This is a genomic window from Altererythrobacter sp. CAU 1778 (assembly GCF_054482795.1).
Genome location: NZ_JBTLRP010000004.1, coordinates 1 through 17701, shown reverse-complemented (window position 1 = coordinate 17701; position 17701 = coordinate 1). Strand labels below are relative to the sequence as shown.

At 58.5% G+C, this 17701-nt stretch carries 13 protein-coding genes; 7 read left to right on the top strand and 6 right to left on the bottom strand.

The features are described 5' to 3' along the window. The first annotated feature begins 18 nt into the window (after window positions 1-18). From ACXYN8_RS13350 to ACXYN8_RS13340, 3 genes are read left to right on the top strand one after another with little or no spacing between them, the layout of a single operon-like run. Complete coding sequence (locus tag ACXYN8_RS13350; protein WP_458889963.1) at window positions 19-1197, top strand: DUF6361 family protein; 1179 nt, start codon at window positions 19-21, stop codon at window positions 1195-1197. Then, entirely contained in the window at window positions 1194-3041 is a 1848-nt protein-coding gene (locus tag ACXYN8_RS13345; RefSeq protein ID WP_458889962.1) for a phospholipase D family protein, read from the top strand. Before ACXYN8_RS13350 ends, ACXYN8_RS13345 begins: the two co-directional genes overlap by 4 nt. Beyond that, the gene (locus ACXYN8_RS13340; protein WP_458889960.1) at window positions 3031-6156 is read left to right on the top strand and encodes a helicase-related protein; all 3126 of its coding nucleotides are present in this window, start codon (window positions 3031-3033) and stop codon (window positions 6154-6156) included. Before ACXYN8_RS13345 ends, ACXYN8_RS13340 begins: the two co-directional genes overlap by 11 nt. A 29-nt stretch (window positions 6157-6185) precedes the next feature. On the opposite strand, the gene ACXYN8_RS13335 is transcribed toward ACXYN8_RS13340, so the two are convergent. Both ACXYN8_RS13335 and ACXYN8_RS13330 read right to left on the bottom strand, forming a co-directional pair. Next, window positions 6186-6851 carry a hypothetical protein gene (locus tag ACXYN8_RS13335; protein ID WP_458889959.1) on the bottom strand — a complete coding sequence of 222 codons (666 nt, stop codon included), beginning with the start codon at window positions 6849-6851 and terminating at the stop codon, window positions 6186-6188. Window positions 6852-6985: 134 nt separating this feature from the next. Then, complete coding sequence (locus ACXYN8_RS13330) at window positions 6986-8107, bottom strand: IS110 family RNA-guided transposase (RefSeq protein ID WP_458889958.1); 1122 nt, start codon at window positions 8105-8107, stop codon at window positions 6986-6988. Between the two features lie 120 nt (window positions 8108-8227). Between ACXYN8_RS13330 and ACXYN8_RS13325 the strand changes: the two genes are divergently transcribed. Then, window positions 8228-8842 (top strand): S24 family peptidase, encoded by a 615-nt coding sequence (locus tag ACXYN8_RS13325; RefSeq protein ID WP_458889956.1) that lies wholly within the window; start codon window positions 8228-8230, stop codon window positions 8840-8842. 818 nt (window positions 8843-9660) lie between these two features. Here the strand turns inward: ACXYN8_RS13325 and ACXYN8_RS13320 are convergent. After that, the gene (locus ACXYN8_RS13320; RefSeq protein WP_458889955.1) at window positions 9661-11247 is read right to left on the bottom strand and encodes an ABC1 kinase family protein; all 1587 of its coding nucleotides are present in this window, start codon (window positions 11245-11247) and stop codon (window positions 9661-9663) included. 4 nt (window positions 11248-11251) lie between these two features. Next, on the bottom strand, window positions 11252-11743 hold the full coding sequence (locus tag ACXYN8_RS13315; protein ID WP_458889954.1) for a MarR family winged helix-turn-helix transcriptional regulator: 492 nt from the start codon (window positions 11741-11743) through the stop codon (window positions 11252-11254). A 125-nt stretch (window positions 11744-11868) separates the two neighbouring features. Here ACXYN8_RS13315 and ACXYN8_RS13310 point away from each other — a divergent pair, with 125 nt between their 5' ends. The 3 genes from ACXYN8_RS13310 to ACXYN8_RS13300 are packed head-to-tail and all read left to right on the top strand — an operon-like array spanning window position 11869 to window position 16035. After that, window positions 11869-12996, top strand: coding sequence for an HlyD family secretion protein (locus ACXYN8_RS13310; RefSeq protein WP_061926347.1), 1128 nt, complete (start codon window positions 11869-11871; stop codon window positions 12994-12996). Further along, complete coding sequence (locus ACXYN8_RS13305; RefSeq protein WP_458889952.1) at window positions 12993-14564, top strand: MDR family MFS transporter; 1572 nt, start codon at window positions 12993-12995, stop codon at window positions 14562-14564. The genes ACXYN8_RS13310 and ACXYN8_RS13305 overlap by 4 nt, the downstream gene beginning before the upstream one ends. Window positions 14565-14574: 10 nt before the next feature. Further along, on the top strand, window positions 14575-16035 hold the full coding sequence (locus tag ACXYN8_RS13300) for an efflux transporter outer membrane subunit (protein ID WP_458889951.1): 1461 nt from the start codon (window positions 14575-14577) through the stop codon (window positions 16033-16035). On the opposite strand, the gene ACXYN8_RS13295 is transcribed toward ACXYN8_RS13300, so the two are convergent. Beyond that, complete coding sequence (locus tag ACXYN8_RS13295) at window positions 15965-16459, bottom strand: hotdog fold thioesterase (protein WP_458889950.1); 495 nt, start codon at window positions 16457-16459, stop codon at window positions 15965-15967. The two genes, ACXYN8_RS13300 and ACXYN8_RS13295, sit on opposite strands and share 71 nt — an antisense overlap. Further along, the gene (locus ACXYN8_RS13290) at window positions 16456-17361 is read right to left on the bottom strand and encodes an alpha/beta fold hydrolase (protein WP_054525565.1); all 906 of its coding nucleotides are present in this window, start codon (window positions 17359-17361) and stop codon (window positions 16456-16458) included. The genes ACXYN8_RS13295 and ACXYN8_RS13290 overlap by 4 nt, the downstream gene beginning before the upstream one ends. Window positions 17362-17701: the final 340 nt, after the last annotated feature.

The window sequence follows — 17701 nt, the reverse complement described above, 5'->3', positions numbered from 1 at the left end:
TGGCACTTGGCGCTAAGAATGAGTTCAGCAATTGGCTGGGTCGATTTTGACGAGACAGAGCGCGATCGTGCGCAGCGGTTGATGGACCTGTTCCGTGAGCAGGATAGCCGCGATGAGCTTGGGCTTGGCGCGATCAGGGATTCCATAGCCGATCATCTCTTTCCCGGAACGAGCACCATTCACACGCGGCTGCGGTACATGCTGTTCATTCCGTGGATATTCGACTCCCTGCCGTCTCATCTCAGTCCGCGAGACATTGCAGCCAAAGCACGTCAGAAGGAAATCGAACTTTGCCAGGCGCTGATCTCTGGCGCGCCTGGCGCCGTTGGCATCATTGGCAAAGACGCTGGCGAGAAGCTCAAGCGCCTGCCGAGCAGTATCTATTGGTCGGGACTGGAAAGCTGGGGCATCCGGCAATTTCCTGGTTCGATTGAGTCCTATTTTGCCGCCTTGCCGCACTGGCCCAAGGATACTGGTAAAGATCACGTCGAAGACGACATGAGCGGGGCACAGCGGCATCGACATCTGTGGCATGACCGCATGCCTCAGCCCCCGAAGGGATGGCCTGACACCGTTGATTTCGATCTGGAACCGGACGAGGCGAGTTTTCTTATCGATCGCCTTGTCGATCGCCATCCCCACAGCCTCTTGACCTATTTGGCAAGTCGGAGCGATCGGGCAAAGGCAGATGCAATATGGCTGCATCCGCATATTGCGGATTTTCCTGCTCAGGCACGAGTGCTGGTTGAACATGCCAGGATATTCTCGGGCGTCATGCATGGCGCCGCGCTGCTCTACAATCTGCTGTTGAGTGAGCTGCGGGAAAACGAGGACTGGATTGAGCGCTACCAAACCGCACTCACCGAATGGAGCGACGAACTCGATACCAAGGAATTAGCATCTTGGTCGCTGGACGATTTCTGGCACGAGACACGTCATACCGGACATTCCGTTCTCGAACCGGCCAAGCGGTTTGTCACCGAATGGGTGGCCTTGGTGCGGAAGGAGGGAGGATTAGGCCGCAATCGCGACGCTGCAAACGCGCTCGTCATGACGCGTGAGAGGAGGCTCAAAAAGGGGCAATCCCGGTTTGCAAACAAGAGTGCGCGGGACCGTTGGCAAGGAGCATCCGGAACTGGAAGGTTTCAGTTTCGCTGGTCAATCGCACAAAGCCATCTGAAGGATCTCAAGCGTTGAACAGGGCAACGCTCGATCCCGAAAACCGGCTTCTGTACGGCGAAAGCCTTCAGGCTCCCCCCGGGTATCGCTTCGATGCCGGTGTGGCGACGACATTCTCTCTCGATTTTGAGACAGCGCTAGCCGTGCCGGTCAGCCTGGCTTTGTTTGCCGCCGACAATAGAGACGAAATTCTGCAGCATCCTATTGCTCTGCTCGAGGGAGCGGAGCGGATTTCGGGGCGCTTGGCCGTCTTCGCCGAGGCAGGTCAAATCCATGCGGGGCTAGCCCAACAATCTCGACTTTGCTCGTTGCTCGAGAAGGTTATCGTCGAAGTCCAAGCGCCAGGAGAGGGTAGCTTCCATCCGAAAATCTGGGCGCTGCGGTTCAAACCATTGGACGAAGAGGGCGATGATCTTCTGAGGGTGCTCGTATTGTCACGCAATCTCACGCGCGACAGGTCATGGGACATAGCCGTGCGTCTCGACGGACGCCGCACTCGCCAGCCTAAGGCCCAGAACCGTCCCCTGTATGCATTGCTCTCCGCGCTCCCAGATCTCGCGGTCAGCCCCGTCCCGGATGAGCAGCGGGCTCTCACTATGGAACTCGCCGAAGACATGCGCTTTGCTGAGTGGGCATTGCCCGATGCCTGTGAAAAATTTGAGTTCGCAGTCAACGGGCTGGGAGGACGGCCTTGGCAACCACCGGAATGCACCCGCATCGGTGTAGTCTCGCCATTTTGCGACGATGCCGCGTTATCGATGTTGGCTGGAAAGGCACGTCGATCCGCGGAAGTCTTGATAAGCCGACCTGATCAGCTTGCCTCCATAGCAGCCGAAACACTCGACGATTTCGAATATGTCGCGGTCATGGATGAAATGGCCGAGCGCGAAGACGGCGAGGAAGCCGTTTCGTCAGCTCTGGAAGGGCTCCACGCCAAGATAATCGTTGCCGAGCACAGCTGGGATACCCGTCTGACCTTGGGCTCCGGAAATGCGACCACACCCGCGTTCATCTCAGGACGAAACGTCGAGTTCTTCATCACATTTACGGGGAAGACGTCAAAGCTGGGGTCAATCGAGACCATTCTCGGCGAGAACGGGTTCGGGCGTCTCACTCGTGCTTACGATCCAGGAGAATTGGCTGCTGCTGACGCTTCCGAGCGTGCTGCTGAAAGGGTGCTCCTCATTGCTCGGCGGGCACTTGCCCGCGGATGCCTCAGCATCCGTTGTGAAGCAGACGCGACCGAGGGCCCAGGCAATTGGCGCATGTGGCTGGTTCCACCTGCTGGAGGCATTGCACTTGCAGACATCAACCGCGTGCGGGTTTGGCCGATAACCCGAGGCGAAGGGCACGCCAGGGATGCTCAGGTATCACTGGCAGCCGGTGAGGCTTTGGACTTGGGTGTGGTTCCGCTCGCCGATGTCACACGCTTTCTGGCGATCGAAATGAAGGAACGCGTAACCGGTCAAAGCATCCTTTTTAGCACTGGCTTGCCGATTGAGGGCCTACCGGCCGAGCGCGACGCAGCGATCATGCGATCGGTGATCAATGATCGCAAAACATTCCTGCGCTATTTGAGGCTCTTGCTCACCGCACTCGGTGATCCGTTTGCGGCGGCTTTGGCGGCCGAAGGAAGCGGCAGTGGGGCAGGTTGGGCCATGGCCGTGGTCGACGATGAGCCGTTGCTCGAGGAACTCGTCCGGGCCCTTTGCGCCAAGGATGGACGGCTTAATGCAGTTGATCGTCTGATGACCAGGCTAACAGAGCCAAATGTAGAAGGTGCCGATCCAATACCCGAAGAGTTTCGGGTCCTCTGGCAGACATTCCGTGCCGTTTTGGAGGAGTCCGGCAATGGAGAATGAGCCGTTCGACGCGGGCGCCGCACTCGCTCAACTCAAACGCTTTCAGCGTCGCACGGTAGACTATGTGTTCGACCGTTTGCATGGCGCCGATCCAGTGCGTCAGTTCCTGGTCGCAGACGAAGTAGGTCTGGGCAAAACCATGGTTGCCCGCGGGGTGATCGCCAAGACCATCGAAGCGTTGTGGAATCGATCAAAGCGGATCGACATTCTTTACATCTGCTCCAATCAGGCCATCGCCGCGCAAAATCTCAATCGTCTCAATGTATTGGGAAAGCGTGCGATGGCCTTGCCCACTCGCATGACCTTGGTGCCATTGCAGCTTCGCGGCGAACAAGATCTGTCTGCGAACAAGGTCAATTTCATCAGCCTCACGCCTGGAACCACGTTCAATCTTCGATCTACCACCGGGGTCGTCGAAGAACGGGCGCTCTTGCATCGCCTGCTTGAAGCCATGGGCTTTTCGTTCACGCCGCTCAGAAACGCGCTGCAAGTGGACGCCGGGAATGGACGCTGGGATGCGTGCGTCGGTAGCATGTCACTTGAGGGTATTGATCCGACGATAGTTTCGAACTTCCACGACGCAGTCCGTCAAGATGCATCGCTGTTGTCGGCGATCGACGAAATGATCTCGCTGTTCCCGCGCCGCCAGCCAACATACCCTGACGAGAAGCGTTGGAAACGAAACGAGGTAATCGGGGCGCTACGGAGCAAGCTATCGCACGCCTGCGTCAGTGCGCTTAAGCCGGATCTTATCATCCTCGACGAATTTCAACGTTTTCGGGAATTGCTGCGCGGTGAGGGGGAGCCGGCCGAGCTCGCACGGGCCCTGTTTGAGTATTCTGACGACACAGCCAGCGCACGTACCCTTCTACTCTCCGCAACTCCCTACAAGATGCTTACGCTCTCGGGCGATGAACCCGATGACGGCGATCACTACGAGGACTTCCTCGAAACAATCGAGTTCCTCTACGGCCGCGATAAGGGGGCGACCATCAAGGTCGAACTTGACCGCGAAATGCGCCGCTTCCGTAAGCTACTCCAGCAACTGCCGTCGAGCGCGACCGACGCCAAGCGCGCGCGCAACAAGGTTCAGCGTACACTGAAGCGCGTTATGGCGCGCACCGAGCGCGTTGGCAGTACTGCTGAACGAGATTCGATGCTGGCTGAGCCATCGATCAACGTGCCGCTCGCACCTGCCGATCTTCATCAGGCCGAAGCGTTTGCCCGCGTGGCGCGAGCCGTCGATGCGCGCGAAATCATCGAGTATTGGAAGTCCGCACCTTACCTCCTGAATTTTATGCGTGATTACACGCTTAAGCATCGCCTGAAGGATAAAGCCGCAAATTCGAACCCGGCCCTGATATCAGCATTGAGAGATGCGCAGGCGCTGGGCATCAGTCGCGAACAGGTCGAAGCTTATCAGCCGATTGATCCGGCTAATGGGCGCCTTCGAGCATTGATGGCCGATTTGTTTGATTCAGGGCTCCATCAGCACCTCTGGCTTCCCCCGGCGGTAACATATTATGGCCGGGCATCTGAGGGCACACCGGCTACGAAAGCGCTTGTCTTTTCTGCATGGCAGATGGTGCCCGATGCGCTTGCCGCACTGCTTTCCTACGAAGCCGAACGGCGGATGGGGGCAGCGTCGGTGGTTCGATCCTACTCAGAAGCCACGCGCCGCCGTCCGCTTCAGTTCAAGCTGGTCGATGGTCGCCCGGCTGCGATGCGCGCGCTACACCTGATCTATCCGTCACCAACACTAGCCAGAATCTGTGATCCGCTAAGCGTCTTTTCTGGCGCTCCGGAACAATTGTCGGTTGCAGAAATGCGCGCAGCGATTGCGGATCGTATTCGTACTGCACTGGGGCACCTGTTCGCCAAGGAAAATGGCGAAGAAGCAGCTGGCAGGGATGCAGAATGGTCCACACCGGCAACGATCGACGTATTGTTGAAGACCAAGTCTTCCGGGTGGCTGCAGTATCTCGGTTACAGATGGACGATCCAGGAGGAAGGCTTTCGAGAGCACATCGCCGAGTTGCGAAGGACTGCAACCGAGGCATCCCTCGGGAAGCTCGACAACGACACGCTGGATCTGCTGGTCGATGTAGCCTTGGGAAGTCCGGCTGTCTGTGCATTGCGCGCGCTCCATCGCATTGCGCCAGGACTGGCTTGGGATGACCCGCATTTGATGGACGCCGCGGCATCAATCGCTTGGGGTTTTCGGGCGCTCTTCAATCAGCACGACGCCGTTGCTCTCCTACGGCAAGAGCGCGATGACCATTACTGGCGCAGCGCATTGACGCATGGTGTCGAGCACAACCTCCAGTCAGTGCTCGACGAGTACGCCCATTATCTCGTCGAAGGCGAGGGTTTGGTTGGGAGCTCCGAGCGTGAACGTGTCGCCGGCGTGGCCGCGGCCATGACCCACGCCTTGTCAGTCCGTCCCTCCCAGATTGATGTCGATGATGTGGGAGTTGAGGACGGCAAGGTCGTCTTTCATCCGTCCATCAGGATGCGCGGTCGCTTCGCTATGCGATTGGCTGAATACAAGGATGATGAAGGCGGGACCGTGCGGCTCGGAAGCGTGCGAGATGCGTTCAATTCGCCTTTCAGACCGTTCGTGCTGGCCACGACATCGATTGGTCAGGAAGGCTTGGACTTTCATCCCTATTGCTATCGAGTCTATCATTGGAATCTCCCGGGGAACCCGGTCGATCTTGAGCAAAGGGAAGGACGTGTTCACCGGTTCAAAGGACATGCGGTCCGGCATAATGTTGCCCGGGCACACGCCGATGCAATCCGCACTTCTACAAAGCCACCTGCGGACCCATGGGAGGCAATGTTCAACGCGGCCAAGCGCGCTACCACGAGCAAATCCGAACTTGTTCCGTACTGGGTTTTTGATGGTCCGGTAAAGGTCGAGCGCCGCGTACCAATGCTACCCATGAGTCGGGAAAACACGCGGCTACGTTGGCTCAAACGCAGCCTGACACTCTACCGGCTGGCATTTGGGCAGCCGCGGCAAGACGACCTGCTGGCCTATCTTAACCGTCTCGTTGACGAGGGCGTCGACGTGGCTGCTCTAGAAGAATTGCAGATCAAGCTCGAGCCGTGATTGGTTCGGTTTGTTGGAGTGTCAATTTCTCAGGCGAGGCCAAGCCGGATCGGGGGAACCTCGACTAGCAAGTACGGGAGCGCTGAGCTGCACTCTGACCAGCGAAACGCATAATTCCTAGAGAGGGTAATCGGTGGCCCATACGCGCCGGTCTTGTAGGTAAGGGCGGTTCCTGCGGTATACTCCTGCTCATGGCGAAAATCGAAATCGCTCGTATCGCTGGAATAGCTACTCTGATCGACATAGTGACGATGATCGGTCGCCACCAGCATGAACCCTAGATCCGCGACATCTGCACACTGCTCCAGCCGGGCGATGTCCTTGAATACGTCGTAACGATTGTTTGGTTCGCGGTGGTTTTCCCGCTTGAAGAACTTGAGCTCGATGGCGCAGCGCCATTCGCGTCCGTCATCGTCCGTTAGGCGGAACCAGACGTCTATCCGCCCGCGTTTGCCTCCTTGGTTCCGCAAAGGTTTTTCGAGTTCGACGGAAAACGTCTCGCGCTCGCTGATAATCTCGAGATCGGCGGCCGACGAAATTATGCGTCCGAGGTGTAGCTGAAGAGTCGCCTCACTCTCGCATCGTACTCGTCCACCACTGATCTGGCGAAAAAGCGTCGGCACAGCGAGGTTCACGATATTCCGGAGGCGAGAGAGAGTCATTTTGTCCGTCAGACCTATTTCGGCTACTGCCATAATGATGCGAATTTGACACCGTAAGGCTCTTTTTCGGCTTAATGCGTCAACTTTGACGCATTATCGATTGCGGACACCGTCATGTCTGTAGGCGCATATGATCGAATTGGTCATGGCAGACTTGGCCCAATTACCTACAACGAGATCTGCGTCCCAGAAATCAGCACGGGGTCCAAGCCTGCCTCCTCCTGCTGGAGGAACAGCGAAGGGGCGCCGTCTGGGCGAAACGGCGAACCTGATTTCCACATTCCAAGCATGATCACCGCAAGCTTCCTGGCCACGGCAACGCGCGCCTTCAGGAACCCAACCCGCTGGGCCAGCTCGAGACCCCAGGTGCGAAGACGGCTTTCGATCTCAATCCTGCAAAGTAGCACGGTGGCTGCGGTAATCAGGTGCATCCGTGTAAGCTTGTTTCCGTGCCGACTGATACGCCCCCGGCGTGAAGTGGCGCCTGACTGATATAGGGTCGGGGTCAGACCCAAGTATGCTCCAACGTCACGGCTCCGCTCAAATCGATGTGGATCGCCGATGGCACTGTAGAACGAAAGTGCGATCACAGCTCCGACGCCGGGGATCGTCTGGAAATTGCGACAGGTAGGATTGTTCGATGCGATGTCGCGCATCTGCCGGTCAAGAATGGAGATCTGCTCTCTCAGAGCCTCGGAAATTTCGACGAGCGGTTGCAGATTGACCCCGATTTCAAGCCCGTGCTGTCGCATTTCCCGCACCTGGTCGTTCACCTCAGCGGCTAGCGCACCCTTTCCGTTCAGGAGTTTCACGTTCCCGCCGTATAACCTGAAAATCGATTGGATGAGCGCATCTGTCCTGGCGCGGTTCTTCAGCATTGTTCTCCGAACATTGATCAGGGTTCGGATATTCTGATGTTCCATCGGCTTCACGAAAACCTGCGACCCCATCGATCGAGCGAGCCGCCCGAGCTCTGCGAGCCCTCGAGCATCGTGGACATCTGTTTTCTGTCGCCTGATTGCCAGGAACTTGCTCGATTTGCGTACATCGACCACCTGAACAGGAAATCCGTATGAACGCAGTTCTCGAACCATCTGGGTGCCATTGCCGGCCTCGATCGTGAGGCACTGCGCTGCCTCGACGCCAAACCTCCGCAGAATATCTCTGATGGGACCGGATTTCGTTTCGCATATCGCTTCAAAGAGGATCCCGCCCTCTGCGTCGACGAGGCAAACGGCTGTTTCGAGATGCCCCGCATCGAGCCCCACCCAGTAGTGCTGATAAACCAACCAGCGCCTCCTTCGAAACTTATCCAGAAAGCCCAACTTAGGTTGGCCCGCGCAACTCGCCGAGTAGGAATTGTCCGCTCTGGCGTGATAGTGGAATAGGATATGCTAGGAGTTGATAGGATGACCCCAAGGCAAGCGCTTGATGATTTGATCCGCGAGCGGGAAGAGACGTACGCTGCGGTTTCGCGTCTACTTGGCCGAAACTCCGCCTATATCCAGCAATACATCAAGCGCGGCACGCCCGCGCGTCTCGATCAAAGCGACATCGCTCAGCTGGCTCTGCATTTCGATGTTCCTGCCAAACGGCTAGGTGGAAAAGAGAGTACCCCAACTCCGCGACGTTCAGTCATCACTGTGCCGGTCATTGAGGTCAAGGGCTTGGAAACCCCACAGGAACGCTCTCGCATCGTCGATGAAGCCTGGCTAAGGCGCCTATGCAACAGGCCTGCAGGTTTGGCGATCTTACCCATTGCTGGTGAGGCTATGCAGCCGACCCTGCAGAACGGCGACGAAGTCATAATCCAAAGGCTGCGCTCTCACGATGCCCTTCACGACGGACTCTATGCTGTTCGGGGATCATCAGAGACGTTCGTCAGGCGGATCGCTCTGGACCCGACCAAAAATCGCATTTCTGTCCTGACCGACCATCCCGCCTATCCAAGCTGGAACGGTGTTCAGCGAAAGGCGATCAATGTCGTCGGCAGAGTGATCTGGATTGGTTCTCAGGTGTCGTGAGTGGGAGCTATGCTGCCTGCGACATACGCCAAGTTGCGCTGTGAATGCCCACTGCTCGGGGAAAGTCGAACGGTTTGCCGCGATCGAATTTCCGCTCATCGCAAAGGACCCAAGCTGGGGGTATCACAGGGGGTATTTTTGGCGAAGCTGATAGAGAAATGACCTTTTAACAGCTGCTTAAGCGAGATTGGTGGATCCCTCCTCCGCTACCAGGAAATAGCGTCCGCATGTGTTCGCTTGCGTCCGTATACATCCGGATTGTTTGCCCAGATCGCTGATTTCAATAACAGATGTGCTACCACGCCAATTCGCTTGGGGCCGTATGCGTCCGTATGTGTTCGCTTGAAGCCGGGGCCTTTATGGGGGTATTTTGGGGTATCCTCGGGCAGTGCGAAATCAGGCGAGACCCCCAGCTGCGATCTGTGGCTCACAGCCGGATTCTCACGCTAGTGCAACGGCGTGCCCCAGCCCTTCCGCAACGGGATTGGTCGGAAAGATCCCAATTATTTAACGTGAGTTCGAGTCCCGCCTGAGGATTCGAACAGAGGTGGCCAACTTTAGGGCAGGGGAGGACACAACCTTTTCATTCCTAGGATGACCGCTTTGCGCCCTAATAGCGGCCATAAAGTCAGGCGAGGACAAGCCTGAAAGCTGCCATTCCATAGTTTCGTCTGATTGAGGAAAATAAGCCTTCAATCGCAATAGGTCGAAAAATTTTTTTCGCGATGCGTCTTGGTCGCTGAAGTGCGGCGTATGAAATCCTCATTAAGTTCGGCTTTGCCGTAACGTGACCGTGCACGAATTAAGTTGCTCCTTCATTATGATTTTCGGATGAGCACCACCCCAGCAATCACAAGCGCGCCGCCAGCCAGAAGCCAGGATTGATCGACAAGCAATGCGCTAGCCACGATCAATGCGGCAGCTAGAGGGCCTTTCAAGGACTGACGCTCATTGCGAAGTCCTGCGAGTTGCTCGATACTGAGCGGATCGAGCTGAACCGGCACATATCCTGACTTTGCGATCGAGTTCGCAGTGGCAAGTATGTCGGGCAAGGACGCCGACAACCCCAGCAGCTGACCGCGAAGTTTCTTCAAACCCGACCGAGCGCTAGCGAGCGAGAACCGCTCGGCGAAAAGCTCCGTCATGATCGGCCGGGTGTCCTCGGCAATGTTATAGTCGGGTGCCAGTGATCGGACGACACCCTCTGCCGTAAGCAAGGTACGCAGAAGGATGGCCAGATCGGGTGGCAGGACCAGTTGATAATCCCGCAAAAGATCGAAAACGCGGGAAAAAATTTGCGAGAACTCGATTCCAGAAAGCACGGTCCCCCTGAACTCTCCGATCAAATGATCGAGATCCACCGCGAGCGCATCGCGATCCACCTTCGGCGCCCCCGCCCATGCGAGCAGGACATCCGCGACTTCGCTCGTTTCCTCGCCAGCGATGGCAAGCACGAGCCGAACGATCTCGTCGCGCCTCGTCTTGGTGAGCGTCCCGACTGATCCGAAGTCGATGAAGCCGACATCCTGCTCGCCGATCAGGAAAACATTGCCGGGATGAGGGTCGCCGTGGAATTCGCCGTTCAGGATGATCATGCGCAGGACAGCGTTGGCATAGCTTTTAGCGAAAGCCGCCACCGGCGGGTCGCCGGATGGGCTGCCCAGCGAAGACGCGGGCCTGCCGTACAGGCGTTCCTGAACGTTCACCCGCAGCCCGGTCAGTTCCCAATGGATGGCCGGGGTCCTGACGCCGATGGTATCGAGATATGCGCCGATCCGCTCGCAGGCTCGGGATTCCGCAGCGAGGTCCATCTCCCAGGCTAGATTGCGGCCGAAGGTCCGCAGAAACTCGACTGGCCGGTAACGCGCGATGTCAGGCGAGCGTGCTTCTGCGATCCCGGCGAGGCGGACAAGGAGGCGCACATCCGCTTCCATCCGCGCGGCGGTGCCCGGGCGTCGAACCTTCACGATGACCTCGCTACCGTCCCGCAGCTTGGCGGAATAGGTCTGTGCAATCGAGGCGGACGCCAAAGGCTGTTCGTCGAATTCCGCAAAGTCGCTCCGCCAGTCCTCACCCCAGCTTGAAGCAAGTACGGGCTCGATATCTGCGAAGGGCACTGGCGACACCTGATCGTGCAGGGTTGAGAATGCCGTGATCCAGTGTTCGGTAAACAGATCGCTTCGGGTGGCGAGGAGCTGCCCCAGCTTTATGCCGACTGGCCCGATGTCACGGAGGAACGCCACAACTGCAGCCGGATGAAATTCGCGAGGATCGATGACATTGCTCGAAGAGGGAATAAATCCGAGGGCTCCGGCGAGATTCTTCGCGCCGTGCCTCATTAGGATTTGGCCGATCTCCGCGGCGCGAGCGATGCTGCTGATAGGCTTTTCCGGGGGCGATGCCATGATTTTACTCAGCCTCGGCCCGGAGTTGGTCCAGATTTTCCGATACCCTTTCAAGAGTCTGCTGCAACGTTTGCTTCTCGTCGGCGGCAATGTCGCGCCAAAGCAGACCATGAAGCCTATCCGCGGAGCCTCTCAGTTCGGGCAGCAGATCGTCAAGCTGCTCCGTGAGGATGAGCTGCCACGCTCGCCGATCCGTCTCAGCTCGAAGCCTTTTCATCAGCCCGCGTGCGCAAAGACCTGCAACCGTCTGGCCGATGGTCGCCGATTCCAGTTCCAGTTTCTTGGCGATTTCAGCCTGCGTAAGGGCAGGATCGCGAAGAAGTTGTCCGATGATCCTCCACTGTGTCTGATTGAGACCGATCCTGGCGACCCTCGCATCGTACACTCTGCGCGCGCCGCGACTGATCTCGTCCATAAGATAGAGAATGCGGTCATCATCGGTGATGACCTTCTGCCGACGCTGAGACCGTGACATGGTATCTGGTTTTTCATCCATAGCGCTGTGTAGTCGGATAGCCTCGGATGCCCAAATGCAAACTGCTAAATGCCTTTACTATCTGACTCACGGCTCATAGGGCGCGAGACGCGTTCACCTTTTACTGAGGCTGCCGAAAGAGTCAGATGACCGATAACTCCAACCAACCGGAGCAGGAGGGCACAACCCCAACGAAACCGCAATCGCGGCGTGGCTTGCGCATCGTGCTAATCATCGTTGGTCTTGCCGTGCTGCTTGGCGGGATCTGGTGGTACTACCGGCACGTAACCTACGGACAGTACATGCAGACGACCGATAACGCCTATGTCGCTGCCGACAGCGTCGTTATCTCTTCCAAGGTAGCGGGATACGTCGAAGAGGTCTTCGTGGGGGAGAACGAGCAGGTTGCTCGCGGCGGAGCCCTCGTACAACTGGATCTGCGGGATTATCAGGCGCAAGCGCAACAGGCGCGCGCACAGATCGCTGCGACCCTGGCCGGTGCCGACACAATCCGTTCTCAGGTAGCCGAACAGGATGCAGCCATTCGCCAGGCGCGGGGCCAACTCGCCGCCGCGCGCGCAGCACTGGACCTCGCGAACGACCAGGTGGCGCGATATCGGCCCCTTGCCGCGACAGGAGCCGAACCGCGGGAAAAGCTAGACCAGTATGAGGCGCAGGCGCGGCAAGCGCGGGCCGAACTCGTCGCCGCGCAGGCGGCGGTGGCTGCCGCGACCGCGCGCCGAGGGACCCTGTTCGAGCAGATCAACCAGACCCAGGCGCAGGCGGACGCTGCTCGCGCTCAGCTGGAAACAGCCGACCTTACGGTTGAATCGACCTTGCTGCGCGCCAGCAAGGCCGGACGCGTCGGCGATCTCTCGGTGAGGGTGGGCCAGTTCGTGCAACCGGGTCAACGTTTGATGACGGTGGTTCCGGTGAGGGCGATCTACGTGACGGCAAACTTCAAGGAAACGCAGGTCGGCCTGATCCGGGCCGGCCAAAGCGTCAGGCTCGAAGTTGACGCCCTACCCGACCTTGAGATCGCGGGACGAGTGGTCAGCATATCGCCGGGAACGGGCGCGGAATTTTCCATCCTCCCCCCCGAAAATGCCACCGGCAACTTTACCAAGATCGTTCAACGGATACCCGTCCGCATCGGTATCGATGCTCCCCCTGAAGTGCGGCGTCTGCTCGTTCCCGGCATGTCGGTAGTGGCTACGGTCGACACCCGGAATGCTGCCGGCGAATTGGAAGAGATCTCGAGTCGGACTCAATGACCGAGATACTGGCAGCGCAGGACACTTCGATCGGGCCGGCCGGGGGCCGAAAGAACGCAGACGTGACTGCCTGGGTCGCTGTGGCCGCGGGCGCGCTTGGCGCCATGCTCGCGACGCTGGACATATCAATCGTCAATTCCGCACTCCCCGTCATTCAGGGCGAGATCGGTGCCACAGGCGCCGAAGGCACCTGGATTGCTACGTCATTTCTCGTTGCTGAAATCGTCGTCATTCCGCTGAGCGCTTGGCTCGAACGGCTGTTCGGTCTGCGAACCCTCCTCATCATCGCGGTTAGCGCGTTCACCGCATTTTCGGTGCTATGCGGGATTGCAACCGACCTTACGACCATGATCATCGGCCGAACGGGTCAGGGATTCACGGGCGGAGTCCTCATTCCGACCGCAATGACTATTGTGGCTAAACGATTACCGCCGCACCAACAGCCAATCGGAATGGCCCTGTTCGGCATGACTGTGGTTCTTGGCCCCGTAATGGGGCCATTGATCGGCGGCTGGCTGACCGAGAACCTGAGCTGGCACTATGCCTTTTTCGTCAATGTGCCAGTCTGCGCAATCCTGCTGCTCTTGCTGTTTATCGGGCTGCCTCACGAGAAGCCCAAGTGGGAATATCTCACGGACGCCGATTGGGCTGGCATTCTCGGGCTGATCCTCGGACTGGGCGGTCTGACTGTTGTACTCGAGGAAGGGCACCGTGAGGAATGGTTCGAGTCCTCACTCATTCGCTGGCTAACGGTGGTGACCATTATCGGCTTTGCCTGTTTGATTTACGGACAGGTGAAGGCACGCAAGCCAGTCTTGAAGTTGCAGCTCCTGTTCAATCGACAGTTCGCCAGCGTCGCGATCATGGCGCTCGCCCTGGGCATGGTGATGTATGGTTCGACCTATGTCATTCCGCAGTTTCTGGCGATCATCTCTGACTATAATGCTTTTCAGACGGGACTGGTCATCTTCTGGATGGGTGTCCCGGCCTTTCTCCTGATGCCGGTTCTGCCCCTGATGATCCGCAAGGTGGACATCCGCATTGCCGTCGGCACCGGAATGCTGCTGATGGCGATCAGCTGCTTTGTCAGCACGAGTCTGACCGCCGAATCCGGCGGCGCTGTCTTCACTGAAAGTCAGCTTATCCGCGGGGCCGGAATGATACTTGCGATGATGTTCCTGAATCAGGCAACGGTTGCGTCGGTGGCCAAGGAAGACGCGGGCGATGCCTCGGGCATTTTCAACGCGGCCCGCAATCTTGGCGGATCATTCGCCCTCTCGGCCCTCGCTTCGTTCCAGGACCAGCGAATTTGGCACCATACGAGGCGCATGGAAGAAACGCTGAATGCGAACAGCGTTTCGCTGCAGACCTATCTCGACGGACTGGCGCGAAGCCTGGGCGATATGGAACGGGCGATGGCGGCACTCGGCGGCACTCTCCAGCGCGAAGCGTTCATCATGACCTACAATGATGTCTTTCTGGTGATGGGACTTCTCACACTCGCGACGGTCCCGCTTGCCCTGTTCCTCAAGCCGCTCCCGAAAAATGTCTCCCTTTCGATGCACTGAGCCCGAGATTATGCGCCACTTGCTACCTCCGCTTGTCACTATCGCCTTGCTAGCTGGATGCACGGCAGGGCCCGATTATGCAGGCCCCCCGGAAGTTGTGTCAGCAGACACGGGCGCTCGCTTTGTACGCGCTGGCAGTGACGTGAGCGCATCTGACCCGGCTGTCGCTCAATGGTGGCTGCTGCTCGGCGATACCGAGTTGACGCGGCTGTTGGAGGCTGCGCTGTCCGGCAATCCCACGCTCGCCGCAGCGCAGGCGCGCATTGCTCAGGCACGGGCATCCATCAGGCAAGACCGTGCGGGACGAATGCCAACGCTTGGGGCACAGGCCACTACCGTGCAGGGCCGGCTTCCTGGTCTCGACCTTCAAGGCGGGGCGCCCCCCCCGTCAGAGCAAACCAATCCTGACGCAGAAACCGACGACTCGCTCAGCTTTTACAATGTGGGCCTTAACGCCAACTGGGAGCTGGAGTTTGCCGGTGGCTCGCGCAGGCGCATTGAAGCCAGCAATGCCCAAGCTGCTGCAACGGTGGCCAATGCAGAGGACGCAAAGGTCCAGTTGACTGCCCAAGTGGCCAGCACCTACGTCAATTTGCGGGAGGCCCAATTCCGCGCAGAGCAATTTGAGGCGCAGATTTCGTTGCAGGAAGAGATCCTGGCGCTGACATACCAACGCTATCAGCGCGGTGCATTGCCGCTTTTCCCGGTAGGCACCGCGAATGCCGAACTGGAGATGCTCAAGTCACAACTTGCCGAAGCTGAAGCGGATATCGCAGTCCTGTCTGATGCACTCGCTATACTGACCGGACAAGTGCCGGGATCAGTTGATGCAGCGCTCACGACTGCGCATTCCATTCCCATGCCGCCAGAGCAGGTCGCGATCGGGGATCCGGCAAGCCTGGTGGCGCGCCGGCCTGACATAAGGGCGGCCGAACGGTCTCTTGCCGCGTCGACGGCGCGGATCGGGGTGGCCGAGGCGGCGCGGTTCCCGAAATTGTCCTTCACAGGGATCCTGGGCCTCGGCGGATCCTCGTTGGACGACGTTGTCGATGTCGGCGAATTCTCCGCACTCGCGATCCCGCGCCTCCAGTGGAATTTTCTGGATTTCGGCAGGGTAGACGCTGCGATCGACCAAGCCGGGGCGGCGCGCAACGAAGCAGTCGCCAATTACCAGCAGACGGTGCTTCTGGCACTGCAAGACGCCGAACGTGCCTTGGCTCGCTTCGGCCAGCAGCGTGTTGCGCTCGCTGCCAGTATGCAAATCAAGAAGCAGGCTGACGTCGCGGCGGACCTGAACCGCCAACGTTTTGCCGCAGGAGCGATCTCGAAGGCTGAGCTCAACCGGGCCCTGCGAGAACAGCAGCAGGCCTCAGCAGACCTCGTCCGGGCAAAAAGCGCCCTTACGCTGGCGTGGATTGCGCTGCAGAAGTCGCTGGGCCTTGGGTGGCAAGAGCCTGTTCGAGTTCAATAGTCCCGCCGCGATGATCAATTGATCCGGTTGACGAGAAGTAGGCGCCCCTGCCGCTGGCGACCAACTTGCCGTCGGGCTCGAGAACCCGGGTTTCCGCCACCGAAATCTGTCGCCCGAGCTTCACGATCTGTCCGTGAGCAGTGAGAGGTCCTGAGGTTGCAGAACGGTGGTAATTGACATGCAGATCGGCCGTCGCTCTCGCCGCGACGCCCCCCGCAAGCAGAGTATAAAGCCCGGTGAGGTCGACCAGTGAAGCCAGGATCCCTCCATGCGCCGACCCAATCATAGGGTTCGACACGATCTCTTCGCGCCATGGCATGGTGATCGCGATTCCCTGGTCGGAGCATGTTGCAATCTCCAGCCCAAGCCATCGGTGAAACGGCGCTATATGCAGCATTTCCTGCAAGCGCTCTCGATCGATCATAGCTCCCTCGTCCCCTGTGGCTGAGCCGTATCGCGAGAGTGATGGCGCCCTAGGAAATCGACGATAGCGGCGGAAAAGGCATCGTTCGCATCGCCCACGACCATGTGCGTGGCATCGGCAATATCGGTGTATTCTGCATGGGGGACGAGTTGTCGCAGATGCAAAACGGCCTCTTCGGAAACAAGATCGCTAGAGCCGCCTCGGATGAGGTGAAGCGGAAGCGTGAGATTCGCCGCAGCTTGGCTCAGCATTGCCGATTGACGTTCTTGGCTGTCTGGGTCGCCTTGTCTGGCTGACATTATATTACGGATAAACACAGGGTCCCAGTGCCAATAGAAGCGCCCATCCGGCTTCTGCCTCAGATAGTTTTTCAGACCATCGCTCGCGCCCCGCCTGGGACGATGCGGCATGTAGCGAGCGATCACGTCGGCCGCCTCCTCTGGTGAGGCGAAGCCGCTATCGACATGCTCTTCCATGAAACCAACCACGCGCATCACACCGCTAGGCTCCATGCGCGGGGCAATGTCGACCAATGTGAGTGAAGCAAAGCTACCTGGAGCAAGCTCCCCTGCGGCAATCAGTCCGGCGAGCCCGCCCAGTGAAGCGCCGACCAGCGCTGGCTTCTGGTCCAGGCGCGACGCTGCAGCGACCAGATCCGCCGCGAAGTCGCGCATTTCATAAGCTCCGCATGGCGACCAATCGCTGTCTCCGTGACCGCGCATGTCGAAGGCGATTGCGCGAAAGCCGGCTTGAGCCAGCTCGCTGACCACCCTTCTCCACGCGCGCCGTGTCTGCCCGCCGCCGTGCGCAAGAAGGACGGGTATGGCGTAGGCATCCCCCTCAGCCTCGGCTGTAAGAGAAATTGCGCCTGCGCCCTCAATCGTAAAGGTTTCTCTCGCCATCACTGGATGGTAGGAAAGGCGCGCTAAATAGTAAACCGATTTACTTTGTGGCTCTCGGCTCCGTGTTGGCTGTCCTGCAAGTGCGTTTTAACGACGGCAAAAGTCTATTCCAAGAGGGGTTTCTCCAGACCATTCTCTAATGCACCGGCTTGCGATTCGGTCAGCAGTCGCTGTCCGCTTAATCCGCTCAAAGATATAAAAGCTGCCTTTCCGCTTCCGTTTAGAGTTTCGGACGCCGAGAGGCGTCGGAAAGTCGACGGTGCCCGAACCTGCGGGCCGCATGCGATGAGCTATGGGGATTTCGAGTTTGGGCTGGTCCTGGCGTCTGCTGACGACGCCG

What these genes read in the sequence shown, in the direction of transcription:
- ACXYN8_RS13325 (WP_458889956.1), top strand. Translation starts at nt 8,228, where the DNA reads ATGACCCCAAGGCAAGCGCTTGATGATTTGATCCGCGAGCGGGAAGAG.
- ACXYN8_RS13340 (WP_458889960.1), top strand. Translation starts at nt 3,031, where the DNA reads ATGGAGAATGAGCCGTTCGACGCGGGCGCCGCACTCGCTCAACTCAAA.
- ACXYN8_RS13350 (WP_458889963.1), top strand. Translation starts at nt 19, where the DNA reads ATGAGTTCAGCAATTGGCTGGGTCGATTTTGACGAGACAGAGCGCGAT.
- ACXYN8_RS13305 (WP_458889952.1), top strand. Translation starts at nt 12,993, where the DNA reads ATGACCGAGATACTGGCAGCGCAGGACACTTCGATCGGGCCGGCCGGG.
- ACXYN8_RS13310 (WP_061926347.1), top strand. Translation starts at nt 11,869, where the DNA reads ATGACCGATAACTCCAACCAACCGGAGCAGGAGGGCACAACCCCAACG.
- ACXYN8_RS13290 (WP_054525565.1), bottom strand. Translation starts at nt 17,361, where the DNA reads ATGGCGAGAGAAACCTTTACGATTGAGGGCGCAGGCGCAATTTCTCTT.
- ACXYN8_RS13315 (WP_458889954.1), bottom strand. Translation starts at nt 11,743, where the DNA reads ATGGATGAAAAACCAGATACCATGTCACGGTCTCAGCGTCGGCAGAAG.
- ACXYN8_RS13300 (WP_458889951.1), top strand. Translation starts at nt 14,575, where the DNA reads ATGCGCCACTTGCTACCTCCGCTTGTCACTATCGCCTTGCTAGCTGGA.
- ACXYN8_RS13295 (WP_458889950.1), bottom strand. Translation starts at nt 16,459, where the DNA reads ATGATCGATCGAGAGCGCTTGCAGGAAATGCTGCATATAGCGCCGTTT.
- ACXYN8_RS13335 (WP_458889959.1), bottom strand. Translation starts at nt 6,851, where the DNA reads ATGGCAGTAGCCGAAATAGGTCTGACGGACAAAATGACTCTCTCTCGC.
- ACXYN8_RS13320 (WP_458889955.1), bottom strand. Translation starts at nt 11,247, where the DNA reads ATGGCATCGCCCCCGGAAAAGCCTATCAGCAGCATCGCTCGCGCCGCG.